Consider the following 24,622-nt stretch of genomic DNA (forward strand, 5'->3'; position numbering starts at 1 on the left):
TGTCAAGATTTGAGCTCAGAGAACAGGAATTACGGCCATGGCTTTCTTCTTCGTCCTGATCCCGTTCGGCACCTTCGCCATCCTGATGCTGGTGAGCAATGCCAGCATCAGCCTGCTTGCTGCGGCTACAGTCTCGCTCGCCGTGATCGTCTCTGACCGTATCCGCGGCCGTACACTCAAGATGCTGCCGGTCGGCTCGGTCGCGCTGTTCGCCGGTCTTGGCTGTTACATTGCCCTCGTTGATAACAGCTGGAGCGGACATACCGTGCGCATCATTATTGATGGCGGCTTGCTCGTCATAGCACTGGCCTCGCTCGCGATCCGGCTGCCCTTCACGTTGCAATATGCCCGCGAACAGGTCGATGCCGATATTGCGCAAACGCCGGGCTTTCTGCGGGCCAACTACATTCTGACGCTGGCCTGGACCTTGGCCTTCGTGGCGATGCTGATCGCTGACATCCTCGCGATCTATGCACCCAACGTGCCGCTATGGGTCGGCCTTGCAATTGCCTTTTCGGCCCGCAACAGTGCAGTGTACTTTACCAAGTGGTATGCGCAGTATCGGCGCAAGCACTACGCACCGAAGGCCTGACGCCAACCAGAAACCTACCGTCTGCGCGCGCAGGCCACGTTCGTACACGCGACTTTCGTACAGGACCAGTCCGATGAAAACCGTACTCACAAAACTCGGCAGCGACTTTCTGTCTACCATCATCTTTCTGGTCCTTTACCTGATCACTGGCGACGTCCTGCTCGCCACCGGCCTCGCGATTGTCGGCGCCATCGCACAGGTGATCTATGCGCACATCAAGGGCGCGACACTGGACGTGATGACATGGGCGAGCCTTGGGCTGGTGGTCGTGCTTGGCGGTGCCACACTGCTGACAAACGATCCACGCTTTGTGCTGGCGAAACCCGCTATCGGACATTTCGCAATTGGCTTCATCATGCTGCGCAGAGGCTGGATGCTGCGCTATATGCCTGCCATCGTCACCGAAAATGCACCTGATTATATCGTGATCGCCGGCTACGCCTGGGCGGCGCTGATGTTCGCGCTCGGCGCCGGCACCATCGCGGTGGCAATGACCGGCGACATGAAGCTGTGGGCGATCTACGTCTCGGTGGTGGCGGTCGGCGCCAAGATCGCAGCCTTCGCAGTACAGTACATCGCACTACGTGTGCTGATCACCCGCCGGATGCGGGCGGCGCACCGCGTTGCCTGGCGATAGGTTAGTGCAGCGCTTTGCGCAGGCCAATAGCGCTGACATGGAGCGATGTGGACCACAGCGGCTGCAATGTCTGCAGCGACGGCAAAATCCGCAATTCCACGCCGGCCCGCTCAAGCGCGCGCGGAATGTCGTCGATCCGGTCCACTGACGTCGGCGTGACGTTGCTGCGGGCGATCCACATGCCGGCATCGCCGAGCGGTTCGAAGCCTTCCTGCGGCAGTGCATATCGATACAGCTTGGCGCGGGACAGCCTGTCGAACCAGCGCCTCTCGATATGCGCCACCATGCGGCACGACGTTATCGCGTTGAAGGCCTGCCGATCTTGCGGCGTCGTTGTCGATACGGGCCACGCGAAGACACGCGGGCATTCCCGCGGAAACAGGTACATGGCTTGATGCCAGTCGTCGACGGCCCACACCAGCGGACCGTTGAGCCACTCGCTGCCTTCGGCGCGGGGGGCAGCGACCTTCACCGGCCTGGGCGTGAAAACCTCGATGCCGCCTGCGTCGCTGAAATGAAATAGTTGCATCATGTGATTTAAGAAGGCCCGACGCCGCGCGTCAACGATGACACGCCGTGTCGTTACCACATCCAGCGGCAGTCCGCGTCACCGTTTGAGTTTACAGATACTGATAGAACATGATTCCGTTGACGGCACTGGCGACCGCCAGCAGCGCAACCAGAATCGCATTCACCCCCAGAGCATCGAACATCGCGCAGCCTCGTTCGCGTGGCGTTGTGCCATTGGAACGAGACGCGCTGAGTCGTCACCGAATTTCTTTTTCGCCCGGTGGGTTGTCGGCGGCGGGAGAATCGAGTCCGGAGACCCGCCTCACCCCAGATTCAACTCCTTGAAGAAGTCGTTACCCTTGTCGTCGATGATGATGAAGGCCGGGAAATCCTGCACCTCGATGCGCCAGATCGCTTCCATGCCGAGTTCGGGATATTCCACCACCTCGACCTTCTTGATGCAGTGCTCGGCCAGGTTCGCCGCGGCGCCGCCGATCGAGCCGAGATAGAAGCCGCCATACTTCTTGCAGGCCTCGCGCACCGCGACCGCGCGGTTGCCCTTGGCGACCATCACCATCGAGCCGCCCGCCGCCTGGAACTGGTCGACGAACGAATCCATGCGGCCGGCGGTGGTCGGGCCGAACGCGCCGGAGGCATAGCCTTCCGGCGTCTTGGCCGGACCGGCATAGTACACCGGGTGGTTCTTGAAATAGTCCGGCAGCGGCTCGCCCTTCTCCAGCCTATCGCGCAGCTTGGCGTGGGCCGAGTCGCGGGCGACGATCATCGTGCCGCTCAGCGACAACCGGGTCTTGGTCGGATAGTTCGACAGCGTGGCGAGGATATCCTTCATCGGCTGGTTAAGGTCGATCTTGACGACCTCGCCGCCGAGCGCCTCTTCCACCGCCGGCAGATACTGCGCCGGGTTGTGCTCGAGTTCCTCGAGATAGACGCCGTCGCGCGTGATCTTGCCGAGCACCTGGCGGTCGGCCGAGCAGGACACGCCGAGCCCGATCGGCAGCGACGCGCCGTGGCGTGGCAGCCGAATCACGCGGACGTCGTGGCAGAAATACTTGCCACCGAACTGCGCGCCGACGCCGGACGCCTGCGTCATCTTGAGAATTTCCTGCTCCATCTCGAGATCGCGGAACGCATTGCCGTTCTCCGAGCCGGTGGTTGGGAGCGCGTCGAGATAGCGCGCGGAGGCCAGCTTCACCGTCTTCATGCACAGTTCGGCCGAGGTGCCGCCGATCACAATCGCCAGATGATAGGGCGGGCACGCGGCAGTGCCGAGCGTCATGATCTTCTCTTTCAGGAACGCCAGCATGCGGTCACGGGTCAGCACCGAGGGCGTCGCCTGGAACAGGAAGCTCTTGTTGGCGGAGCCGCCGCCCTTGGCCATGAACATGAACTTGTAGGCATCATCGCCCTCGGCATAGATCTCGCACTGCGCCGGCATGTTGTTGGCGGTGTTCTTCTCCTCGAACATCGACAGAGGCGCGACCTGCGAATAGCGCAGGTTACGGCGCAAATAGGCATCGCGCGCGCCTTCGGCCAAGGCAGCTTCGTCGTCGCCATCGGTGAGGACGCGAAAACCCTTCTTGCCCATGATGATCGCGGTACCGGTGTCCTGGCACATCGGCAGCACGCCGCCAGCCGCGATGTTGGCGTTCTTCAGGAAGTCGAAAGCGACGAACTTGTCGTTCGGGCTGGCCTCGGCGTCATCGAGGATCTTGCGCAGCTGCTGGAGATGGCCGGGCCGCAGGTAATGGTTGATGTCACCGAACGCGGCTTCCGACAGCAACTGCAGCGCCGCGCGCGACACCACCAGCATCTCCTTGCCCAGCACCGTCTCGACCCGCACGCCTTCCGAGGAGATCTTGCGGTACGGCGTGGTGTCGGGCCCCAGCGGAAACAGCGGCGTGTGCTTGTAGGGCGGAACGGGAGACGGCGTCGGAATGGCGGTGGGGGCGTTCATGAGCAGTGCCTCGGGAGGGACGGGATTGCGGCCCTTGTAGGCGGTTTCGCCGGAGTTTTGAAGGGTTCAAAATTGCAGGGCCGTTGCGCGGTATGCATCAGACCGGAGCATATCCACCGCCAAAAAGGCGCGATCCAACGCTGCCTCACCCCTTCCCCTGCTTCTCCGCATAGGCGTCTACCAGCGCGCGGATCATGCGCCGGTAGGGCACACGGCGTTTTTGGGCGGCGTGCTTGAAGTAGTCGACCGAGCGCTGCGACAGGCCAGGCGTGACCTTCACATTGTCCTCGCGCAGCACCGGCTCGGCGAGCAACCGACCGTGCTCTTGCACAACGCCCCCGCCCGGGCTTTTATACCTCGGGGGAAATCCATGACCAGACCATCCGGAATTGCGCTGCTTGCGCTGTTGGCCACTATCACGCTTGCCTCGCCTGCCCGCGCCGATCGCTGCGACGAGCTTGCGCGGCAGTTGAAGAGCCAGATCGACGGGCTCGATATCGGCCGCAGTGCCGCCAATGTGATCTACCTCACGCATCCCGCGGCAAAGCAGGTCCGGCTCGGCTGCGCCAACCGCCGCGTCAGCAACGAGTTCTATGCGAGCGCCGACAGCCGCAAGCCGTCGCCGGCATTTCTCGACCTTGTCGCTTCCGGCGCGGCGATCGTGTTCACGATTCCGAAGCCGGACACGCTCAAGGGCGCGTCGCGCTGCCTCGGTCGCCTCGGTATCCTGCGCGGCGACGACATCCAGCTGCGCTACCGCCGTCTCGACATGCGCTGCACCCGCAGCAAGACATCGGCGAGCATCGCGATCTCCCGCGGGAAGGATGAGTGAGGCGACGGCGTAGCCGTTCATTCCAATTGTAGTGAAAACGCACCCTGCTCGTTCACCATCCCCGCGCAACCAGCCGCATCCGTTCAAATTGCACCGATCGATTCACCACTCCTTGTGGCCGCGATGGCCACGATCGTCATGAGTCATGACAGGGAGCTTCAGGATGAACGTATCAAGCGTGAGCGCCGCATCGGCGGTGGTGGAGTTGAAACCGATCGAGGCGCCGCCCACCGCCGCCAGCAAGGACGAAACCGATCGCGACGACAGCCGCGTCGCACCGCCGCCGCCGCGTGCGGCTTTGCCGCCCGGCCAGGGCACGCGGATCGACCTGCTGGTCTGATCCGGCCACCCGGCAGACGCTGGATCACAGATCCAGCGTCTTGTAGTGCCGGAAGATGCCATCTTCGTTGAAGGCAATCCGCCGCTCGCTGGCGAGATAGGCCGCGATGTTCGGCCGCGCCGCAACGTTGTCGCGTAACGCAATCAGTTCGGGGATGTTGCTCTCGAACGCCGCCATCCGCCTCGGAAAAGCGTAGCGCAGCCCCTCGACAATCTGGAACAGCGACAGGTCGACGTAAGTCAGTGTGCGCCCGGTGATCCAGGCGCCTTTGCCGGCCGCCAGCAGGCGTTCGAAATAGCCGAGATATTTCGGCACCCGCTCTTTCCAGAATTCCGCGGTGCGCCTGCGCGCCGGCACGCGCTGCTGTTCGAAATACAGCGAGACGCCGATCGGATGATGGGCGTCGTGCACCTCAGCCACAAAATCGGAAATCGTAAGCTGCAACTGGTGCAGCCAAAGTTGGCCCGCCTCCGACTTCGGCGCCAGCCCGTGACGCGGCCCGAGATAGTGCAGGATGTTGGCGGTCTGGCCGATCACCAGCTTGCCGGCCTTCAGGAGCGGCGGCGCGAATGGCGGCGTGCCGCCGTCGGCCTGCATCATCTGCATCATGGCGTCGGTGCCGCCCGCGCTGCGCGCCACATCCAGATAGCCCGCGCCGGCTTCCTCAAGCGCGAGCCGGACATATTCGCCACGACCCTGAATCGTTGGCCAGTAATACAATTCGTAGCGCATTGTTGATATCTCCTCGCGGGGTCTATCGGGACTAACAGACTCCCGCGAGTGGCGTTCCGGCGCGGTCCCGCGGACGCGCGCGTGACGGTCAGTTCGCTGCGAAGCAGTACAGCAAGCCGTCGCCGCCGGTGCTCTTGAGATCGGCCTGCGAGCAGCCGCCATCAGGGCCACGCGAGGGGTGCGACGTGTTCCACGATTTGGCCGGCGGCTCGTCGTTGAGGCCGGTGCGATCGGCGTGGCCGACCATCGCCGAGCCCTGCGTGCTGCTCGTCCAGTTCTTGCAGGTGCGATCATCAGCACCTGTAAACGCAGTGCCGTCGAGTTGCGATCCGGTCAGCACGTCGTGGCGGTTCGGCGTGTCGCCGCGGCCGTTGATGACCTCGCCCTTTTCGCTCAGCGCGGTCTGCTTGGTGAGGTTGTTGGCGCCGTGCAGTTCGGCGACATCCTTGGCGATCACCACGCCCTTGGCGTTCTTCCACGGACCCGCGCCGATGCGGTCGCGTGCGTTGATCGCCGGCTTGCCGTCGGCAGCCTGCGTCGAGAGATAAGCGCGCCAGGTTTTCGCGCCGGAGCCTGCGGCCTGCGCCAGCGTCTGGCACTGGTTGTCGGCGCCGGCGAGGCCGCCGAGATTGCCGCCATTGCCGATCGGCGTGCTGGTGACGAAGAAGCCGGTGTCGGCGCCCTGCGCCGCGGCGGGCTGCACGGCGGCGAACGAAAGCGCGATGGCTCCGGCACACAGGCCGAGGCGCGAGAGCGTGGTCGACAGGACGGGCATCGTATCCTCCAATTTTCCAGGAAACGCGCCTTGGCGCACGAGTTCCGCCAAGACAGCAACAGACCAACACGGGATAAAGCAAATTATTCCCGGCACACCGGATCGGACGTCGACTTGCCTAAAGAAGACTTGCCTAAAGAAAAAGGCGCCGCGGAAAACCGCGACGCCTGTTCCGTTTTCATATCCGCAAGGCTCAGGCCTGCTGGATGGCAGACAGTTCCCAGTTCGCGCCGCGCGGCCGCACGAAGGTCCAGACTTCGGTGGCTTCGATCGGCGTCTCGCTGCCGGCAACGAGCCGGTCGGTGCCGCGCTCCAGCGTCTTGTCGATCAGCGTAAAGCGCATCGCGACAGAAGCGTAGTCGGTTTCGCCCTCGCGCCAGGATTCGGCGAGGTCGCCCTGCAGCAGCTTGACGTTCGACACCTTGTTGATGTCGTTGCGCGCCTTGTTCTCTTCGAGGTCCTTGGTGAAGTACGACACCATTTCCGGCGTCGCCAGGGTGTGAAGCTTCTCCACATCCTCGTTCGACCAGGCGGCCTGGACGTCGCCCAGCAGCTTCTCGAACGCCTCGTAGTCGCCCTGGACGATTTCCAGCGGTGCGGCATTGGCGCCGATGCCGAAACCGGTTCCGGTGCGCGCGTAGGTCGGCGCGCCCTGGCCCGGGCCGACATCCGGTCCGGTGGCCGGACCGGCATAGGCCGACGCGGTCTGGTTCTGGTGGCGGCGCTGCCACCACGACATCGCCAGGCGGACGACGATGATGATCAGGCCGACCTGGAGAATCAGGCCGAAGATCGAGGACAGGCCGCCGAGACCGGAGAACATCCCGCCACCGAACAGCATGCCGAGCAGGCCGGCGCCGAGGAAGCCGGCGGCGAGGCCACCGAGCATGCCCATGCCCGGACGATTGAAGAAACCGCCCTTGGCGGCGGCGCCAGCCGCGGGCGCGGCCATGCCGGGCGAGCCCGGCTGTGTCATGGTGCGGTTGAACGGCTGCGCGGCGTTCGGCGCGGTGGAGGTGCTGGGCGGCGCGGCAAAGGTGCGCGTGCCGCGCGAGCCAGAGCTGCCGCCACCGCCAACGCGGGCGTCAGCAGCCGAGACTGCGAGCATCAACGGCATCGCCACCGATAAAACGACGGCCATCAATTTGACGAGGCCGCGCGTACGGATGGTGAAATTCATATCAAATCCCTCAATCCCCGGCAGGGGGAAGCGTTGCTAAGATGGTTAGATCAGCTCAAAAAGGAAGCACTCATCGCGAAGAAAGGCTGCGGCCCTCGGTCGCGGGTATGTGGTATGAGCGCGGAAATGGCAATGTTGCGGCGCGGTAGTGGCTGCCGCCGCAGGCGGGATGCCCGCACCCACGGGATGTGATAGATTGAGTGCCAAGGAGTCCGTAATGAACAAGGTTGTGCGACATTATCCGGTCGATCGCCTTCCGACCGAGCTTCGGACCGGACTACCCGAGCATGGGCTGGTGAAGATCGAATTCCAGCCCGAGCACGAGACCCGCGAAGGGCAGATTTTGCTCGCACCGTTGGCCGGCTCCTGCAGCAATATTCATGGCCACGAAGACGACGTTTTGCGCCACATCCGCGAGCTTCGCGAGAACCGCTGATGTGGTCGGCTTTTGCCAATCAAACGATCTATCTGGACTCCAACATCATCATTTATGCTATTGAAAGAGGATATCGCCAGGCGCACACGATGCGAGCGATGCTCGAAGCGATCGATCGGCGCGCCTTTCGGGCGGTGACATCCGAACTGACGATCGCGGAAGTCATGTCGAAACCGTTGGCGCTCAACGACCTTGATCACATCAGCAAATACGAGCGGTTCTTCGCCCCCAACAGCGCACTTGCCATACCTGCTATCAGCCGCGAAACGCTTCTTCTGGCAGCGCGGATGCAGGGCAGTCTTGGTCTCAAATTATTCGACTCCATTCACGTCGCAACCGCGCAACTTGAAGGCTGCGATTGTTTCCTGACTGAAGACGAGAGGCTCGGCCGCGCTATTGCCGGCGAAACGAAATGGCTCAAGCTGTCCGAGGTCGGCTGATCGACGCCAGCAGTTCGTGGCGCCGCCGTCTCCCTCACCCCGGCGCCATGGTTTCCTTCACCTTGGCGATCAGTGCGCTCAGGGCGAACGGCTTCGCCAAAAATGCGAACTGTTCGTTTTCCGGCAGGCTCTTCTCGAAGGCTTCCTCGGCATAGCCTGACACGAAGATGATCTTCAGGTCCGGATTACGCGCGCGCATTTCCTTCAGCAGCGTCGGACCGTCCATCTCCGGCATCACGACGTCGGAGACCACCAGATCGACCGCGCCGTTCTGTTCTTCCAGCACTTCCATCGCCTCGATGCCGTTCGACGCCTCGACCACCGTGTAGCCGCGCGAACGCAGTCCGCGGGCATTGAGCGAGCGCAGCCCCTCTTCGTCCTCGACCAGGAGGATGGTGCCTTGTCCGGTCAGGTCGGCGCGCGGCTTGGCCTCGGCCTCCTTGGCGGCGGCGATGGCGATCGCCGGGTCGGGCGCGACTTCCAGTTCCTGGTGATGCCGCGGCAGGAATATCCGGAACGTGGTGCCTTTGCCCAGTTCCGAATCGACATAGATGAACCCGCCGGTCTGCTTGACGATGCCGTACACCGTCGACAGGCCGAGCCCGGTACCCTTGCCGACTTCCTTGGTGGAGAAGAACGGCTCGAAAATCTTCTCGACGATATCGGCGGGAATGCCGGTGCCGGTATCGCTGACGTCGATGCGGACGTAGTCGCCATCAGGCATGCCCTTGTAGGAAAGCCGCTCTGCTTCCTCGGCGGGCACATTCGCGGTGCGGATGGTGAGCGTGCCGCCATCCAGCATCGCGTCGCGGGCGTTGACCGCGAGATTGACGATGACTTGCTCGAACTGCGAGACGTCGGCCTTCACCGGCCACAGGTCGCGGCCGTGGATGACACCGGGGAAGTTGACCTTCTCGCCGATCAGACGGCGCAGCAGCATGGTGAGATCGGAGAGCGCGTCGCCGAGATGCAGGACTTGCGGACGCAATGTCTGACGTCGCGAGAACGCCAGCAACTGGCGCACCAAAGTCGCAGCGCGCGTCGCGTTCTGCTTGATCTGCATGATGTCCTGGAACGACGGATCGGTCGGCTTGTGCGCATTCAGCAGGAAGTCGTTGGCCATCATGATGGCGGAGAGCACGTTGTTGAAGTCATGGGCGATACCGCCGGCGAGCTGGCCGACCATGTCCATCTTCTGCGACTGGTTGATCTGGTTCTCGAGCGTGCGGCGCTCGGTGGTTTCCAGCATATAGACGATGGCGGCTTCGGTCTCGCGCTCGTCTTCTTCGACGGCGGAGACGAAGAACTGGCCCCAGCGCTCTTTGGCGCCTTCCAGCAGCGCCTCGACCGGCGCAATGTCGCCCTGCCCTTCGGCGGCGTGGCCGATCGCCGAGATCAGCAGGTTGCGGTCACGGTCGCTGACCGCAGCCAGGATCGACTTGTTGACGGAGCCTGACGCGCTCAGGCTCTGCGCCAGCTTGGCGAAGCGCGCATTGCCGCGCACCACAGTGCCGGCGCGATCGACGGTGGCGATGGCCATCGGCGTGTGATCGAAGAAGCGCATGAAGCGCACTTCGGCGGCGCGCTGCGGATCGGAGCGCTCGTCGCGGGCGCGGCTGATCACCAGCGTCCGCGAGGCGCCCGGCACGCCGTCGGCGCCGAATGCCAGCTTGTGATAGAGCCGCACCGGCATGGTCTTGCCGCTGCGCATCCGCAGATCGATGTCGAACACTTCGGTCTTGACTTCGCCGGGCACCGCCACGATCGAGGTCAGGAGCGAGGCGCCGTCGCCGGACACGATATCGGCGAGCTTCAGCCCGCCGGAGCCGATCTCGGCAAGGTCATGGTCGAGCCAGTTCGCCAGGGTGGCATTGACATAGACCAGTTCGCCCTTCGGGTTGACCGAGAAGAAGCCGCACGGCGCATGATCGAGATATTCGATCGCGTGCTGCAATTCCTGGAACACGTCTTCCTGACGCTCGCGGTCGCGGGTGATATCGGCGACCGACCACACCGTGGACCGCGCTTCGCGCTTGCTGGCCCCAAGCGGCCGCACCCGCATCCGCAGCCAGCGCCCCTGCCCGCCGTCGGTGGTGCCGACGCGGACCTCTTCCTGCTGGCGCTTGCCCTCGCGGGCGGCCTTGAGCAGGCGGAAAACCGCCTCGGAAACGTCGGGATTACCGATGAACACCCGCTCGACCGGACGGGCGTCCTGCACGGTGGCGGCGCCAGTCAGCGCGAGATAGGCGGCATTGGCATAGACGACATGGCCGCGCACATCGGTCACGGCGACGCCGTCAAAGGCGTGATCGGTCACCGAGCGCATGATCGGATCGTCTGCGGAACGGTCCGCGAAACGCACGATGCCGGCAGCAAAGGCGAACAGCGTGAACAGCCCGACCATCGCCAGCAGCGCCAGCAGGCCGAGAATAAAAGGCTGCGCCTGGGCGCGGCCGAGCGTCATGAAGGCCACGGCGCAGGCGATGATCGTCGCGGCGATTACCAGCACCAGTACAATGCTGCCGCTGCGCCGCACCGGTTCGGCCGTCATCGACGTCTGGCGATCTTGGTCGGTTTCGACAGTCATCGGACGGTTTGTCGCCTGTTTTCAACGGTGGCCGCGCGGGCTTGCGCGCCTCCTGAGTGCCTCAAACCGGCCGGTCTAGGCAAGCGGCACGTGATCCGCTCCGCCGGACGCGGCCTGGTCCCGCTTCCCGCCATCACGTCCGCCGGCCGTTCAGGCCACGCTTCAGACCCATCACGTAACCGATGATTTCGGCGACCGCGTGGTAATGCTCGGTCGGGATCGCCTCGTCGATCTTGGTTGTGGCGTATAGCGCACGCGCCAGCGGCACGTTTTCGACGATCGGAATGTCGTGCACCCCGGCCACTTCCCGGATCTTCAGCGCGATCGCATCGACGCCCTTGGCGACGCAGATCGGCGCCGTCATGCCGCGCTCGTAGGACAACGCCACCGCGTAGTGAGTCGGGTTGGTGATAATCACGGAGGCCTTGGGCACCGCGGCCATCATGCGCTTCTTCATCATCTGATTGCGCAACTGCCGGATCTTGCCCTTGATGTGGGGGTCGCCTTCCGACTGCTTGTGCTCGTCCTTGACCTCCTGCAGCGACATCTTCTGCTTCTCGTACCAGGTGCGGTACTGGAAGATGAAGTCGGCGATCGCCACCGCGGTGAGCATCGCGACCACCGCGCCCATCACCTTGAGCGTCAGCGCGACGGTGACGCCGAGGATCACGGTCGGATCGAAGTGCACCATCGCATCGAGCCGAAAACGCTCCGGCCACAGCACCGCGCACATCACCGCAGCCAGCGCGATCAGCTTGAACAGGCCCTTGAGAAAATTGGCGAGGGCCTGCTTGCCGAAGATTCGCGCAAAGCCGGCCGCCGGCGAGATCTTGCTGAATTTTGGCGTCAGCCCTTCCGCCGACCAGACGAAGCGATGCTGAATGAGATTGCCGCCGACGGCGGCAATCACCAGGAACAGCATCGGCATCGCCATCGCCGAGAACACCGCGGCGCCCAACGTCTTGGCCAGCGTGATCAGGCCGGCGCCATCGACGCGGATCATCCACGAATTGGCGATCAGGTTGCGCATCGGCGCTTCCAGGCCGCTGCCGATCGAACTACCGAACGACGACAGCACCAGCGTCGCGCCGCCGATCAGGAACCAGGTGTTGACCTCCTGGCTCTTGGCGACGTCGCCACGTTCATGGGCGTCGTCGAGCCGTTTTTGCGTGGGGTCGTGTGTTTTTTCATTATCACTGTCGTCGGACATGGTTCAGTCCCCGATCAGGTTCTGGGCATCATCTGGTGCATCACACCGACGAAGTATTCCAGATAAGTGCCCATCATCGTGGTCAGCACTGCCGCAAAGATGAGGAAGCCTATCACGATGGAGAGCGGCACGCCGACGAAATAGACCTGCATCTGCGGCATCAGCCGCGCCAGAATGCCGAGGCCGACGTTGAAAACGAGGCCGAACACCAAAAACGGCGCCGACAATTGCACACCGATCTTGAAGGCCGCGGCGAAGGCGCTGGTGGCCAGCGAGGCGACATCGCCGGACGACATCAGTTCGCCCGGCGCAAATATCTTGTAGCTCTCGTCCAGCGCGGCAATCACCAGATAGTGCGTGTCGGTGGCGAACAGCAGCGTGAGGCCGAGCATGGTGAGGAAGTTGCCGATCAGCGCGCCCTGCTGGCCCTGCGTCGGATCCACCGAAGTGACGAAGCCGAGCCCGAGTTGCTGGGCGATAACCGAGCCCGCGACCTGCAGCGCCGACAGCGTGACCCGCGCGGTGGCGCCAAGCACGATACCGATCACGATCTCATGCACCATCAGCACCAGCAGCGGCACGATCGAGCCCATGTCTATGTTAAAGGCGGCTCGGTGCAGCGGCAGGATAATCAGCGTCAGCGCCAGCGCGATCGACAGCTTGATGCGCGACGGGATGTTGACCTCGCCGAGCCCGGGCAACAGCATTACCATCGCGCCGACGCGGGCAAATACCAGCATGAAGGCAGCGGCAAGTGCCGGTAATAGCGAGACGTCGAGGCGCATGGGCCACTACTGTGCATCAGCCACCGATGATTCGCGACGATATCCGCAACATATAGCTGTTCAACGCGTCCGACATGAACGGCAATGCCAGGATCAGGGTGCCGAAGATCGCCAGGATTTTCGGCACGAATACCAGCGTCTGTTCCTGGATCTGGGTCAGCGCCTGCACCAGCGAGACGACGACACCGACGACAAGGCCGACCACCATCAGCGGGCCCGACACCACCACGATGGTCCAGATCGCATCGCGCGCGACATCGAGAGTTTCAGCGCCAGTCATTGCAGTCGTCCTTGTGTCATTCTCGGTCCTCATGGTGAGGAGCGCGCACTTCGCGCGTCTCGAACCATGGGAGCTTGGCGCCATCCTTCGAGACGCGGCCAAGTGGCCGCTCCTCAGGATGAGGTAGAACCCGAGACGCGGTCGAAGACGACCGCTGCCCGGATGAGGAGCATCAGATCGGCATCTTCAAGATGTCTTCGTAAGACTGGATCACGCGGTCACGCACCGAGACCAGCGTCGAGACGGCCACGTCGGTCTCCGCCACCGCGGTGACGACGTCCATCACATTGGCCTTGCCGTTGGCCATCGCGATGGACTGCGCGTCCGACTTGCGGCCGGAATCCAGCACGCTGCCGATCGCGCCCTTCAGAATGTCGCCGAACGACTGGCCGCCGCTTTCGGCGGCTTTGCCGATACCACCGCCGACGCCGCCACCGGCGTCCATGATGCGGGCAAGGCTTGCGTAGGCATTAGCGGCGACAGAGGGGGTTGCCATGATTCAGCTTTCCTGTTCAGGCCTTGAGAATATCGAGTGTGCGCTGGATCATCCGGCGCGTCGCACTGATGATGTTGAGGTTGGCCTCGTAGGACCGCTGCGCCTCGCGCATGTCGGTCATTTCGATCAGCGGATTGACGTTGGGATACTTGACGTTGCCGCCGGCGTCGGCCGCGGGGTTGCCGGGCTCGTACTTCATGCGGAAGGCGGAATTATCGGTCTTGACGCGGCCCAGCGCCACGACCTTGCTGTCCAGCGCGCGATCGAGTTCGCTGGTGAACGTCGGAACCTTGCGACGGTACGGATCGCCGCCCGCGCCCTGAGCGGTGGATTCGGCGTTGGCGATGTTCTCCGAGATCACGCGCATGCGCCCGGCCTGGGCACGCAGACCCGAGGTCGCAATGCCCATCGATCGCGCGAAATCGCTGATGTTGTCGTCTGCCATGATCCGGTCTTCCTGCGGTTACGTCAGCGCTTGCCGATAGCGGTCTTCAGCAGGCCGAGGCTGCGGGTGTAGAGCGAGGTCGCCGCCGCGTAGTCCATCTGGTTGGCCGAGACCTTCATCATCTCGTCTTCCAGGTTGACGGCATTGGCCGAGGGCCGTGTCTCGTAGGCGCCGCGGTTGTTGGCGCCGAAGGTCGAGGTGCCGGTCGGGATGATGTTGGTGCCGCCCGCCTTCATCATCGGCAGCGCACCCATCGGTCCGCCGGCCGCCGGGCCACCGATCTTGTCGAATTTCGGTTCCACGAGGTCGCGCGGCTTGAAGCCGGGCGTGTCGGAGTTGGAGACGTTGTCGGCCAGCACGCGCTGGCGCTCCTGATGCCACTGCATCTTGGTGCGCAGCGCCGACAGCATGGGCATGTCACTGATGGCCATCGGATGGTCTCCGCTCCGGCCCGGGACGGCATGTCCTGAGCTAGGCAGAATTTGCCGCCTGCGTGGTTAACAGGGGGTTAATTTTCGGCGCCAGACCTTACCGAAACGTAAATATCCGCTGTAAAACACGGGTTTTCAGCGCCGCCCATCGCTTTTTCGCCTGAATTGGCCCATTAACCATGGCCGGCAGCGAAACGGCGGGGCGACAGAAGTCGTTTTGGCTGCAGCGATTCATAGTTTATTATTGGCAAACGGCAGGATTTGCCGTGGGGCGTTAACAGATAGGGCGCGCAAGCAGCGCTGCATCCGGCATCGGCGGGTTGTTTACGACCGGCTCAGGCAGGATCCATCCGTCGCGGCGGCGCTATTTGCTGGGGACTGAGCATGCAGACACCGTACACCTTCTTCTTTGCCTTCATCGCCGTGCTGGCGCTGATCGGGCTGGCGGCATGGCTGGTGCGGCGGTTTGCCGGCAACCGGCTCGGCACCAACGCCAGCCGCGGACGAATGCCCCGCCTTGCGGTGATCGATGCCGCCGCGGTCGATGGCCGCCGCCGCCTGGTGCTGGTGCGCCGCGACAATGTCGAACATCTGCTGATGATCGGCGGCCCCACCGACATCGTCGTCGAGCCCAACATCATCCGCGCCATGCCTGGCCGCGACCAGGCGCCGCCGCGCGCCAATATGGGCAGCGATTTGTCGGCGCGCACCGCGCCGGCGCCTGACGCGCCCAGCTGGGCCGACAACGACTCCAGCTTCGATCCCGAGCCGAACATCCCGGAACCCGCGCCGCGCCCGAACCGGCCGTCCTTCATCGAAGAGCCTCGCCGTCCGTTGCCGCCCTTGCCGGAGCGCCGCGTCGATCCTGTCGCCAACGTCCCGCCGGAATTGCCGAACCGTCCCGAGCCCCGGGTTGAACCGCGCACCGAGCCGATGCCGCCGCGCGCCATCCCGCGCAGCGAAACGATGATGCCGCGTGGCGAATCCATCCTGCCGCGCAGCGAAACGATGATGCCGCGCCCGATGCGCGCCGAACCGCCGATTCGCGTCGCGCCCCCGCTGCGCCCCGAACGTACCGCTGCCCCCGTCGTAACGCCGACACCGCCCACGCCTCCCCCGATTCCGGTTCCGCCGCCCGCCGCCGCGCCTGCCCCCACGCCACCTCCCGTGCCGGTCTCAACGGCCGACCAGAACCTCGCCGACATGGCGCAGCGGCTTGAGGCCGCCTTGCGCCGGCCGAGCACGGAAACCCGTTCCGAAGCGTCCGAACCGCGCATCGGCGCGCCGCCGGCCGCATCCGAGCCGCCCAGCCGCCCGACCCCGCGCTTTTCCAGCGACGTGTCGAGCGCCCCGACCTCCCGCAGCGAGTCTTCGGCAGCGCCCTCGATGGCGCCGCCGATCAAGACCGGTTTCGAAAATCTCGAAGACGAGATGGCCTCCCTGCTGGGACGGCCGAAGTCCAGTTCGTGAGATCGGCGTTCTCCCCGCGTAGAGTTGTATTCCTCCTGACTTTGCTGACCGCCGGATCGCTCGTCGATCCGGCGATGGCGCAGGATATCAGCATCAATCTCGGCGGCGGCAGCGGCGGCGTCACCGAGCGCGCCATCCAGATGATCGCGCTGCTGACGGTGCTGTCGATCGCGCCGTCGATCCTGATCATGATGACGTCGTTCACGCGCATCGTGGTCGTGCTGTCGCTGCTGCGCACCGCGTTGGGCACCGCGACCGCGCCGCCGAATTCGGTGATCATCGCTCTCGCCATGTTCCTCACCGCCTTCGTGATGGGGCCGGTGCTGCAGAAGTCCTACGACGACGGCATCAAGCCGCTGGTCGCCAACGAGATCGGCGTCGAGCAGGCGTTGCTGCGCGCCGCGGTGCCGCTGCGCGGCTTCATGATGAAGAACGTCCGCGAGAAAGACCTCAAGCTGTTCCTCGATCTGTCCCGCGAACCGCCTCCGGCTACGCCCGACGACATGTCGTTGCGCATCATCGTGCCGGCTTTCATGATTTCCGAACTCAAGCGCGCTTTCGAGATTGGCTTCCTGCTGTTCCTGCCATTTCTGATCATCGACCTCGTGGTTGCGTCGGTGCTGATGTCGATGGGCATGATGATGCTGCCGCCAGCGGTAGTGTCGCTGCCGTTCAAGCTGATCTTCTTCGTGCTGGTCGACGGCTGGTCGCTGGTGGCGGGCAGTCTGGTGCAGAGTTACGGGCAGTAGCTGCCGCGGCCGAGAAACGAGCCTACCGCTTCGTCCCGATCTTGCGCACATTCTCGACCGCCGGCAGTGCACCGGTCGGCGTCGGATCGGCGCTGGCGCCGGGCGCCACGATCCTGGCGCTGTTGTCCGGAAAGCGCTCTTTCATCTCCCGCAGGAAGCCGTCCAGCGTGTCGATGCTCGCCGCCATCTTGGCGATCGCCGCGAATTCCGAGTTGCTGCCGGAGCCCGGCCGGCTCGCCGTGTCGAACGCGACCTTGTCGCTGCCGGACGCCATCAACGGCGCGAACTTGTCGCGGAAGCGGGCCAGCCCCAGCGCGTCTTCCGCCAGCGCATAGCCAACCACGGCGCGGATGACGTCGCTCTTCTCGCTGGCGTTCAGCGGTGTGAAATCGCGCCAACGGTCACCGTAGTACAGTTCGATCTGCTCGGAGGCTTCGCGCCAGCGCCGTGCCGACCAGTTGATGTCGGAGCGCAGCCGGATCGCCTCGCGGCCGGGAATGTTGGAGATGATGTCGAGCGCCAGATCGCGACGGCCGACGTCGCTTTGCGCACGTGCCTCGAGCAGCAGCCGCTGCTGGCGAAGCTCGCCGGCGAGATCGGCGATCCGCGTGGTGCGCAACGCTGCGATCGCGCGCTCCGGCTTGCGTCCCATCAGATAAACCATCGCCAGGCGTGCGGCGACCTGCGCGCGCGCCGCGCCTTCAAGACGGTGATCGACCTGGTACTGCAGGAGTTCGGCGGCCTGATCGAGCAGATCGACCGCCACGAGACGGTCGGCGAGCCGGCGGATCATCTCGTCGCCGCGCCGCCCGATCGGCGTCAGTTCGCGGTACTCGTAGAACATGGCCAACGCATCGACCGGCGGCAGCTTGTCGCCCTTGCCGCCAAGATAGATCTGCGAGAACAGCGCCTGCGCATCGTCCTGCACCTGCCGCGCTGCCTCGCTGTTGGCCTGCCGCTCGGTAGCGCTGCGTGCTGCCGCCAGGGACTCGCTGAAGCGGCCGAGCTCCGCATACATCCGCGACTGGATCTGCAGCACCTGCACTTCAATTCCGTCGCCGCGCCACAGCATCCCCAGCAGTTCCAGTTCCTTCAGGGCGTCGTCGTTGCTGACCTCGTGGCGCTTCTGCCGCAGCAGGATCTCACGCAGCTTGGCTTCGGCCGCTGCCTGGCGGTCCCTGGAGTCGATCGCCTCCTGGTATTTCGACAGCGCATCCTTGTCGCGGCCGAGCGCTTCATCGAGCCAACCCGACAGCGTCAGGACTTGCGGCTTCAGCTCAAGCGGGATGCCGACCGTTTCAAGCTCGGAGCCGCGCGCCGACGCACTCGCATAGTCCTTGACCTCAAGCGACGCGCGCAGCGCCTGAATCAGCGCGGCCCGCTGCAGATCCGCCGGCAGCGAAGACATTGCGAGTTCGGCGTTCTTGAATTTCTCACGCGCCAGCACCCATTTTCCCTGCCCGGCATAGGCCAGCGCCTTCCACAATTCGGAATCATAGCCGGGACCAAGCACCGGATTGGCGATGTCCTTCAGCGTCTGTTCGGGACGGCCCATCATCGTGCTGGCGACCGCGTGAACGATCAGCGCGACCGGATTTTCCTGCCCCACCTTGGAATCCGAAATGGCCAGGTCAGCGACGCCCTTGGCCTCGTGATACATGCCACGCGCCATGTAGAACCGCGCCAGATCCATCCTGATCCCGGTACGCGTGTTGCCGTCGGCGGCCGACGCCGCATTCATCAGTACGTCGAAGCGATCCTTGAACGGCCCTTCCTGATCCTTGTGCCACTGCCCGACATCGAAGATCGGCCGCGCCACCGTGGACGCGCGCTGCGGCGCCGCGTCCGCCGCCGACAGGGTCAACCCGCCCGGCCGGCTCAAGGTCACCTTGTCGATCGCGGCATCGACCGCGACTTCGTCGGAATTGAGCTGGATCGCGACGCCGTGGACCGTCTCCAGCAACGAGAATTCGACGAAATCCTGCCGCCGGATGAAGCCGCGCGGCGGCGGCAGCGCGGTCACCACCGTCAGCACATCGCCGGCATCGGGATCGACCAGCCGGTGCTTGAGACCGAGCTTGCTCAGCGGCACCTGCACATTGGCATGGGCGACGTCGGCGATGTTGCGGATCGCCGACAGCGGCTGCGACGGCGTCTGCCTGGTATCGGCCAGCGTCACCGACCAGCTCAGCCCGGCGCCGGCCGGGTCATCCGAGGTCAACGACGCCAGTTGCGGACGGTTGAGGCGAAGGCGGATAGCCTGGCCTTTGTCCAGTTTGACGGCGCTGGCATCTGATATCACCGAACCACCCTCGCGGCGGATCGACGACAGGTCGACCGGCCTGGTGGAATCCATGACCAGCCACAGCATGTCGCCGCGGCGGAACATCGCCACAGGCGTCGCCGCCGCGAAAGCAAAATTCATCCGCAACCCGTCGCTGCTGCGCTTGACCTCCACCGGCGTGCCGGCCTCGGCCACGACCACCGCCGGATCGGCGACCACGACCGGCGCCACCGCGGGCACGGCCGGCGGCGTAACGACGACAGGCGGCGCTTCGATCACGGGAGCAGCAGAAACGACTTCCTGCGCTGGCTTCGTCACCACATCGGCTTTGGGCGGCTCGACCTTCGCGGCTTCAACCTTTGTAGCTTCAACCTTGGCGGCCTCCATCCTGGCAGGTTCGACCTTCGGCAGTTCGGCCTTGGCGGCCTCCGCCGGTTTCGGCTCCGATGCCGGCGGCACGTTCTCGCCGGAACGCTGCGGCGGCGCGGCCTCGGTCATCGGCTTCTCAACTACCGGCGGCTTGGCCGCTTCCGGCTTCGCTACCGGCAGCTTCGCCGGAGGTGACGGCTTGTCCGGTTGCTGGAAGCCGATATCGACGACGTAATTCTTGTCCTCGCGAAACGAGTGCACATCGGCATCGCCGATCAGTCCGATTTCGACCGCGGTACGGTTGCCGTCCATCGCCTGCCCGATCGAGGCGACGTTCGGCGGCGCCGACAATTTGGCATCGGCAAGATCGAACGTGAGCCCGGCGTTGAAATTCAACGTCATCGTCTTGTCGCTGAGCTGCGACGATATGCCGACGCCGGCCGGCAGTTCGAACACGAAGCGCACGAAGGTCGGCTGCACCGAAGCGCGGACACGGATCGGCGCAACCTTCTTGCCTTCGGCGGACGCACGCTGCTGGCGCAAGGCGCGCTCGGCGACGCGCGCGCGCTCCGATAATTCGCGGACCACGTCCTGCGGCAGCCCGGGCGGCAGGCCCTTCCAGTTGTCCGGCAACAGGTCGATGAAGATACGTTCGCCGGCGGCCATCGAGTTGACCGTGACCTTGCGCGACAGCGCCAGCCGGATCGCCGAGCCGTCGGGATCGCGCCGCGCCGAGCCGATATATTCGGGTGCTGCATCCGAAAGGGCATCGACGGGGACATCGACCGGCCGCTTGAAGCGGATGACGAGAATGGTGCCGGCCTGGGTAACTTCGGATTCGACGTCCTCGGCTAGCTTCAGCACGATGCGGGCATAGCCGCCCGTCACCGCCATCGTTGCTTCGCCGCGCACGGCCTGCGCCCGCGCGGGTATAGCCGACGCAGCCAGCATGACGCCGAGCGCCAGCAATCCCACGCAACGCCGAACGGCCCGCGTCCATGCGCAAGCGAGCGTCCCGTTTGATGCGGCGGCAATGCCTGCCATTTGCGAAAGTTCTTTCGGCCCGGCGGTCAAAGGGCGGACCCCTGCCCGCCCCTCGGAATCTAGATTCTGCGGTTGAAGGAGTTGTTAACGATTTCCCTTAATTGCGCCCCTGCTGCAGCGGCCGCCCCTCGATCTTCGGCAGGTCTGCCGCGGACGCCGATCGCTCGCCGCCACTGGCGCGCCGCGCCAGTTCGACGGTCAGACGCTCGGCGGATTCCGGCTGCATCAGCCCGAGAATATCGGCCATCTTGCGCGGCGCGATCTGCGAGGCGATCTCGAACAGAACCGGCATTTCCAGACGGTCGAAAATCTTCGCGGCGTCCTTGGGCTTCATGCCCTCATACATCGTGATGATGCCCTTGAAACGCGCGCTGTCGACTTCGCCCTTCTGCACGGTCGCCGTCTTGATGCCGGCCTCCACGCCCTTCAATTCGTCGACGCGGGATTCGATACGTTTCTCGGCGGCTTTCAGCAGGCTCTCGCGGATATCGATCTCACGCGCCCGCGTCTCCAGCTCCTGACGGCGCGCCTGCAGTCGTTCCAGGATGGCGCGCTCCGACGGGGAAACCATTGGCGAAGGCTCCACGGGAGCGACAGTGGTCGGCGGTGCGACCTGGGGCGCAGCCACGGCAGCCTTGGCCGGCTCTGCCTTGGCGCCGTGGCCCGAGGAGCCGGTAATATCGGAATCCACCGCATTGGGCGTCTTGCCGCCCGGGAAATTGAACGTGGACTGCGCCCAGGATTTCTTGGCGACCTGCGGCTGGTAGTCGAACACGTAGCCGCCATCGATCACCAACCCGGCGATCTTCAGCACGGCAAGGCCGAAGATCGCGACGAGCAGGACCGGAATGACGCGTATGTCGCGAAATGCTTTCATGCAGCGATGCCGTCAGGCCTCCGGCGCTCGGCGAAGGCCTGCGCCGCAGCGGCGTTGGCGCGCGCCGCCGACACCTTCGGCGCCTGCAGCGGAGGCTGAACCTCGACCTGCGCTTCCGGCTGAACTTCGACCAGCGGCCGCGCCGCCGAGGCGATCCGCGACAACCGCCGCAGCACGTTGTCGCTCTCCGAGAGCTGGCCCTTGAGCTGGTCGGCCAGCGCGGTCGCAAGCGCTATCTGGCTGCCGAGATGTTCGTTGACGTCGCGCACGGTGTGCTTGAGGCCCCCGATCGCGCGCTCGGCGATTTCAGTGACGGTGATCAACTCGCCGATGGTGGCCTTCAGCGACTGCTCGTCCGCCTTCAGCCGCTTCAACCGGCCGTTCAGCAGCATACAGTAAACGATGGTGAGGATCAGCAGAACGGCGACCAGGCTCTCGATCGCAATGCCTAAATAGTGGTTCATTGTGCCTCCATCATCTTGGTCTGTTCATCCGCCTTCTCAAACATCGCGAAGGTGGTGTTGGGCTTGCGCAACTGCTTGGTGACGCGGATCGCGACGCGGTCGCCGACGCGGCCCATGCGGCCTTCGCTGAGAATGACGTCGCCGCAGCGCACCGACACCAGCGCGTCGGCACGCATATCGAGCGGCAGCGTGTCGCCGACCTTCAGCCGCATCAACTGCTTCAGGGGAATCTCGGCCTCGTACAACACGGCATCGACGGAAATCTGGGCCTGCGCGATTTCAGTAGCGAGATGGCTTTCCCAGATCGGATCACGGCCGAACTTCTCGCCCATGAACATCTGCATCAGCACGCCGCGGATCGGCTCGATGGTCGCGTAGGGCAGCAACAATTCGATATTGCCGCCGCGATCTTCCATGTCGATGTGCAGCCGCACCAGGATCGCGGCGTTGGCCGGACGGCTGATCGCGGCGAAGCGCGGATTGGTCTCGAGCCGGTCGATCGAGAACGTCACCGGCGACAGCGGCCGGAACGCCTGCTCGGCATCGGCAAGAATGACCTCGGTCAGCCGCTTCACCAGGTTGGTCTCGATCGTGGTGTAGGGCCGGCCCTCGATGCGCAGCGAGGCCTCGCCGCGACGGCCGCCGAGCAGCACGTCGATCATCGAATAGATCAGACTGGAATCGACGGTCGCCAAGCCGAAGTTTTCCCACTCCTCGGCCTTGAACACGCAGAGCACCGCGGGCAGCGGGATCGAGTTCATGTAATCGCCGAACCGCACCGAGGTGATGCGGTCGAGCGAGACTTCGACGTTGTCGGAGGTGAAATTGCGCAGGCTCGTGGTCATCAACCGCACCAGGCGGTCGAAGACGATCTCGAGCATCGGCAGGCGCTCGTAGGAGACCAGGGCCGAGTTGATGATCGCGCGGATGCCCGTGCGCTCGCCCGCCTCCTCGTCGGAGAGGTCGAAGCCCAGCAGGCTGTCGATCTCGTCCTGATTGAGGATGCGTTCGTCGGCCGGATCGTCCATCCCCGGGCCAGCGCCGCCCGCGGCGGCCTGGGTTTCCTGCCAGGCGTTCGCCTCGGCGCCGGCGGGGGCGCTTTCGGTCTCGGCTGCGGCTTCTGTTTCGTCGGCCATGCGTGCGCCTGTCACCGGCGCCCCCGGAGGGGCGTCAGTTGATCAGCATCTCCTCGATCAGGACCGCGTTCGCCTTGGACGGCGCGATCACCAGGTTGACCCGGCGCAGGATCTCCATGCGCAGCTGGTAGGAGCCCTGGCTGCCGGAGAGGTCCTCGGGACGAAGCTCGCGCAGGAAGGGCTGGAACATGTCCTGCAGTCTCGGCAGGTTCGGCTCGAGGGTGTCGACGGAGTCCTGGTCGGGCAGCTCCAGAGTGAGCTTCAGCTTCAGGAAGGTCGAGCGGCCGTCGGCCGTCTGCATGTTCACGACCACGTCGGGCAGGGTGTAGAAGAGCACGCCGTCGGGGCCCTCGCGGACGGCGGATGCGCCGTCCTTGCCCTTCTCGCCCTTCTTCGCTTCCTTGCCGTGCTTGGCCTTTGCCTTGCCGCCCTTTTCGGCGTGCGCCGCGTCGGGCTTGGGTTTGAGGAAGATGAACGCGGCTCCGCCCCCGCCGCCCAGCACCACGAGGGCGCCCGCGCCGGCGATCAGCATCATCTTCATCGAGAGCTTTTTCTTGGGCTTTACGCCCTCGCCCTCTTCGCCTTCGGGAGCTTCCTCTTCGGGAGCTTCCTGGACCTTGTCCTCGGCCACGCGCGCGTTCCTTAGAAACCTTAGCCCGTCTTCATTCCGCCCCTTTGGTTAAGAACCGGTTTTTAACGGACATTAACGGGGCCGAGGCTGCCCGGCAGATTCCGCCGCCGAGCCGGCGTTAACTTTCTTGTCCGTTGAAATCACTGGGCTTTTCAGTTGGCCCAAAGCTTGCAGCCGCTGAGGACGAAACTGTCGCGTCCCCAAGGCCAGGAATTAATGGACAACGCCCTCTACGTCGGACTGTCGCGCCAGCAGGTGTTGCGTCGCGAGATGGACATCGTCGCGAACAACATCGCCAACGCCGACACCACCGGCTTCAAGGTCGAATCGCTGATCACCAAGGAGCAGCCGGGTCCGCCGGCGTTCACGCTCCAGGGCCCGAGGCCCATCAAGTTCGTCGCCGCCGACGGCGTCGCCCGCGACTTCGGCCAGGGCGGGCTGCACCGCACCGACGCGCCGCTGGACCTGGCCATCGAGGGCCAGGGCTTCTTCAAGGTCACGACGAAGGACGGCGACCGCTACACCCGCGACGGCCGCTTCCGCATGGACGACACCGGCCGCCTCGCCACCCAGGCCGGCCAGCTCGTGCTGGACGAAGGCGGCGGCGAGATCGCGCTGGACCTGCAGAAGGGCCAGATCACCGTCGCCTCCGACGGCACGGTCAGCCAGGGCTCCGAACGGGTCGGCAAGGTCGGCGTCTTCAAGTTCGACGCCCTGTCGGTGCTGGAGAAGACGGGCGACAACCTGCTCCAGAACACCTCCAACAGCCAGCCCGCGCCGGCCACCGAGGCCAAGGTGCGGCAGGGGATGCTGGAGAGCTCCAATGTCAATCCGATCGTCGAGATCACCCGCATGATCGAGATCAGCCGGGCCTACGAACAGACGAGCAGAATGATGGATTCCGAAGCCGAGCTC

27 protein-coding genes are annotated in these 24,622 nt (G+C 64.5%); 9 read left to right on the forward strand and 18 right to left on the reverse strand.

What is annotated here, in order from left to right; translation table 11 throughout:
• Window positions 1–37 precede the first annotated feature (37 nt).
• Window positions 38–592 carry a hypothetical protein gene (locus JWQ24_RS00210; RefSeq protein ID WP_299802947.1) on the forward strand — a complete coding sequence of 185 codons (555 nt, stop codon included), beginning with the start codon at window positions 38–40 and terminating at the stop codon, window positions 590–592.
• Window positions 593–665: 73 nt separating this feature from the next.
• Window positions 666–1,229: a septation protein IspZ gene (locus JWQ24_RS00215; protein ID WP_299802949.1), complete on the forward strand. Its 564-nt coding sequence runs from the start codon at window positions 666–668 to the stop codon at window positions 1,227–1,229.
• Between the two features lies 1 nt (window position 1,230).
• On the opposite strand, the gene JWQ24_RS00220 is transcribed toward JWQ24_RS00215, so the two are convergent.
• The 3 genes from JWQ24_RS00220 to JWQ24_RS00230 form a co-directional block, all read right to left on the reverse strand.
• Window positions 1,231–1,758 (reverse strand): DUF6886 family protein, encoded by a 528-nt coding sequence (locus JWQ24_RS00220; protein ID WP_299802951.1) that lies wholly within the window; start codon window positions 1,756–1,758, stop codon window positions 1,231–1,233.
• 303 nt (window positions 1,759–2,061) lie between these two features.
• Window positions 2,062–3,714 (reverse strand): fumarate hydratase, encoded by a 1,653-nt coding sequence (locus tag JWQ24_RS00225; RefSeq protein WP_299802953.1) that lies wholly within the window; start codon window positions 3,712–3,714, stop codon window positions 2,062–2,064.
• A gap of 145 nt (window positions 3,715–3,859) precedes the next feature.
• Entirely contained in the window at window positions 3,860–4,027 is a 168-nt protein-coding gene (locus tag JWQ24_RS00230) for a hypothetical protein (protein WP_299802955.1), read from the reverse strand.
• 57 nt (window positions 4,028–4,084) lie between these two features.
• On the opposite strand from JWQ24_RS00230, the gene JWQ24_RS00235 reads away from it, so the two are divergent.
• Together JWQ24_RS00235 and JWQ24_RS00240 are read left to right on the forward strand one after the other, a co-directional pair.
• On the forward strand, window positions 4,085–4,546 hold the full coding sequence (locus tag JWQ24_RS00235; protein WP_299802957.1) for a hypothetical protein: 462 nt from the start codon (window positions 4,085–4,087) through the stop codon (window positions 4,544–4,546).
• A 163-nt stretch (window positions 4,547–4,709) separates the two neighbouring features.
• Window positions 4,710–4,886: a hypothetical protein gene (locus JWQ24_RS00240; RefSeq protein WP_299802959.1), complete on the forward strand. Its 177-nt coding sequence runs from the start codon at window positions 4,710–4,712 to the stop codon at window positions 4,884–4,886.
• A 24-nt stretch (window positions 4,887–4,910) separates the two neighbouring features.
• Here the strand turns inward: JWQ24_RS00240 and JWQ24_RS00245 are convergent, their stop codons facing one another.
• The 3 genes from JWQ24_RS00245 to JWQ24_RS00255 all read right to left on the reverse strand — a co-directional run bounded on the left by JWQ24_RS00245 (window position 4,911) and on the right by JWQ24_RS00255 (window position 7,573).
• Window positions 4,911–5,618: a glutathione S-transferase gene (locus JWQ24_RS00245; protein WP_299802960.1), complete on the reverse strand. Its 708-nt coding sequence runs from the start codon at window positions 5,616–5,618 to the stop codon at window positions 4,911–4,913.
• An 88-nt stretch (window positions 5,619–5,706) separates the two neighbouring features.
• Window positions 5,707–6,393, reverse strand: a complete 687-nt coding sequence (locus tag JWQ24_RS00250; RefSeq protein ID WP_299802961.1) for a lectin — start codon at window positions 6,391–6,393, stop codon at window positions 5,707–5,709.
• Between the two features lie 193 nt (window positions 6,394–6,586).
• A complete protein-coding gene (locus JWQ24_RS00255) occupies window positions 6,587–7,573 on the reverse strand; it encodes a TIM44-like domain-containing protein (RefSeq protein WP_299802962.1) in 987 nt (328 codons plus the stop codon).
• Window positions 7,574–7,790: 217 nt separating this feature from the next.
• On the opposite strand from JWQ24_RS00255, the gene JWQ24_RS00260 reads away from it, so the two are divergent.
• Together JWQ24_RS00260 and JWQ24_RS00265 are read left to right on the forward strand one after the other, a co-directional pair.
• Window positions 7,791–8,009 (forward strand): hypothetical protein, encoded by a 219-nt coding sequence (locus tag JWQ24_RS00260; RefSeq protein ID WP_299802964.1) that lies wholly within the window; start codon window positions 7,791–7,793, stop codon window positions 8,007–8,009.
• Window positions 8,009–8,449 (forward strand): type II toxin-antitoxin system VapC family toxin, encoded by a 441-nt coding sequence (locus JWQ24_RS00265; protein WP_299802965.1) that lies wholly within the window; start codon window positions 8,009–8,011, stop codon window positions 8,447–8,449. The genes JWQ24_RS00260 and JWQ24_RS00265 overlap by 1 nt, the downstream gene beginning before the upstream one ends.
• A gap of 34 nt (window positions 8,450–8,483) precedes the next feature.
• Here JWQ24_RS00265 and cckA read toward each other — a convergent pair whose 3' ends face one another.
• From cckA to flgB, 7 genes are all read right to left on the reverse strand, one after another.
• Complete coding sequence (cckA, locus tag JWQ24_RS00270; RefSeq protein ID WP_299802966.1) at window positions 8,484–11,036, reverse strand: cell cycle histidine kinase CckA; 2,553 nt, start codon at window positions 11,034–11,036, stop codon at window positions 8,484–8,486.
• 133 nt (window positions 11,037–11,169) lie between these two features.
• Window positions 11,170–12,246 carry a flagellar biosynthesis protein FlhB gene (gene flhB, locus JWQ24_RS00275; RefSeq protein ID WP_299802968.1) on the reverse strand — a complete coding sequence of 359 codons (1,077 nt, stop codon included), beginning with the start codon at window positions 12,244–12,246 and terminating at the stop codon, window positions 11,170–11,172.
• A 14-nt stretch (window positions 12,247–12,260) separates the two neighbouring features.
• The gene (gene fliR / locus JWQ24_RS00280) at window positions 12,261–13,031 is read right to left on the reverse strand and encodes a flagellar biosynthetic protein FliR (protein WP_299802970.1); all 771 of its coding nucleotides are present in this window, start codon (window positions 13,029–13,031) and stop codon (window positions 12,261–12,263) included.
• 16 nt (window positions 13,032–13,047) lie between these two features.
• The gene (fliQ, locus tag JWQ24_RS00285) at window positions 13,048–13,311 is read right to left on the reverse strand and encodes a flagellar biosynthesis protein FliQ (RefSeq protein WP_299802972.1); all 264 of its coding nucleotides are present in this window, start codon (window positions 13,309–13,311) and stop codon (window positions 13,048–13,050) included.
• A 172-nt stretch (window positions 13,312–13,483) separates the two neighbouring features.
• Window positions 13,484–13,807, reverse strand: a complete 324-nt coding sequence (gene fliE / locus JWQ24_RS00290) for a flagellar hook-basal body complex protein FliE (protein ID WP_299802973.1) — start codon at window positions 13,805–13,807, stop codon at window positions 13,484–13,486.
• A gap of 16 nt (window positions 13,808–13,823) precedes the next feature.
• Window positions 13,824–14,252: a flagellar basal body rod protein FlgC gene (gene flgC, locus JWQ24_RS00295; RefSeq protein WP_299802975.1), complete on the reverse strand. Its 429-nt coding sequence runs from the start codon at window positions 14,250–14,252 to the stop codon at window positions 13,824–13,826.
• Between the two features lie 23 nt (window positions 14,253–14,275).
• Window positions 14,276–14,683, reverse strand: coding sequence for a flagellar basal body rod protein FlgB (gene flgB, locus JWQ24_RS00300; RefSeq protein ID WP_299802977.1), 408 nt, complete (start codon window positions 14,681–14,683; stop codon window positions 14,276–14,278).
• A gap of 384 nt (window positions 14,684–15,067) precedes the next feature.
• Here flgB and JWQ24_RS00305 point away from each other — a divergent pair, with 384 nt between their 5' ends.
• On the forward strand, window positions 15,068–16,153 hold the full coding sequence (locus tag JWQ24_RS00305) for a flagellar biosynthetic protein FliO (RefSeq protein ID WP_299802979.1): 1,086 nt from the start codon (window positions 15,068–15,070) through the stop codon (window positions 16,151–16,153).
• Window positions 16,150–16,902, forward strand: a complete 753-nt coding sequence (fliP, locus tag JWQ24_RS00310; protein WP_299802981.1) for a flagellar type III secretion system pore protein FliP — start codon at window positions 16,150–16,152, stop codon at window positions 16,900–16,902. Before JWQ24_RS00305 ends, fliP begins: the two co-directional genes overlap by 4 nt.
• A 22-nt stretch (window positions 16,903–16,924) precedes the next feature.
• Here the strand turns inward: fliP and JWQ24_RS00315 are convergent, their stop codons facing one another.
• The 5 genes from JWQ24_RS00315 to JWQ24_RS00335 form a co-directional block, all read right to left on the reverse strand.
• Window positions 16,925–20,599, reverse strand: a complete 3,675-nt coding sequence (locus tag JWQ24_RS00315; RefSeq protein WP_366521401.1) for a tetratricopeptide repeat protein — start codon at window positions 20,597–20,599, stop codon at window positions 16,925–16,927.
• 97 nt (window positions 20,600–20,696) lie between these two features.
• Window positions 20,697–21,476: a flagellar protein FlbB gene (locus tag JWQ24_RS00320; protein ID WP_299802983.1), complete on the reverse strand. Its 780-nt coding sequence runs from the start codon at window positions 21,474–21,476 to the stop codon at window positions 20,697–20,699.
• Window positions 21,473–21,940 (reverse strand): DUF6468 domain-containing protein, encoded by a 468-nt coding sequence (locus JWQ24_RS00325; protein ID WP_299802985.1) that lies wholly within the window; start codon window positions 21,938–21,940, stop codon window positions 21,473–21,475. Before JWQ24_RS00325 ends, JWQ24_RS00320 begins: the two co-directional genes overlap by 4 nt.
• Window positions 21,937–23,076 (reverse strand): flagellar motor switch protein FliM, encoded by a 1,140-nt coding sequence (fliM, locus tag JWQ24_RS00330; RefSeq protein ID WP_299802987.1) that lies wholly within the window; start codon window positions 23,074–23,076, stop codon window positions 21,937–21,939. Before fliM ends, JWQ24_RS00325 begins: the two co-directional genes overlap by 4 nt.
• Before the next feature lie 34 nt (window positions 23,077–23,110).
• On the reverse strand, window positions 23,111–23,707 hold the full coding sequence (locus JWQ24_RS00335) for a flagellar basal body-associated FliL family protein (RefSeq protein ID WP_299802989.1): 597 nt from the start codon (window positions 23,705–23,707) through the stop codon (window positions 23,111–23,113).
• Between the two features lie 216 nt (window positions 23,708–23,923).
• Between JWQ24_RS00335 and flgF the strand changes: the two genes are divergently transcribed.
• The coding region (gene flgF / locus JWQ24_RS00340; RefSeq protein ID WP_299802990.1) for a flagellar basal-body rod protein FlgF at window positions 23,924–24,622 on the forward strand (699 nt) is incomplete at its 3' end.

The sequence above is a fragment of the Tardiphaga sp. genome, assembly GCF_028290495.1.
Classification (GTDB): Bacteria; Pseudomonadota; Alphaproteobacteria; order Rhizobiales; family Xanthobacteraceae; genus Tardiphaga.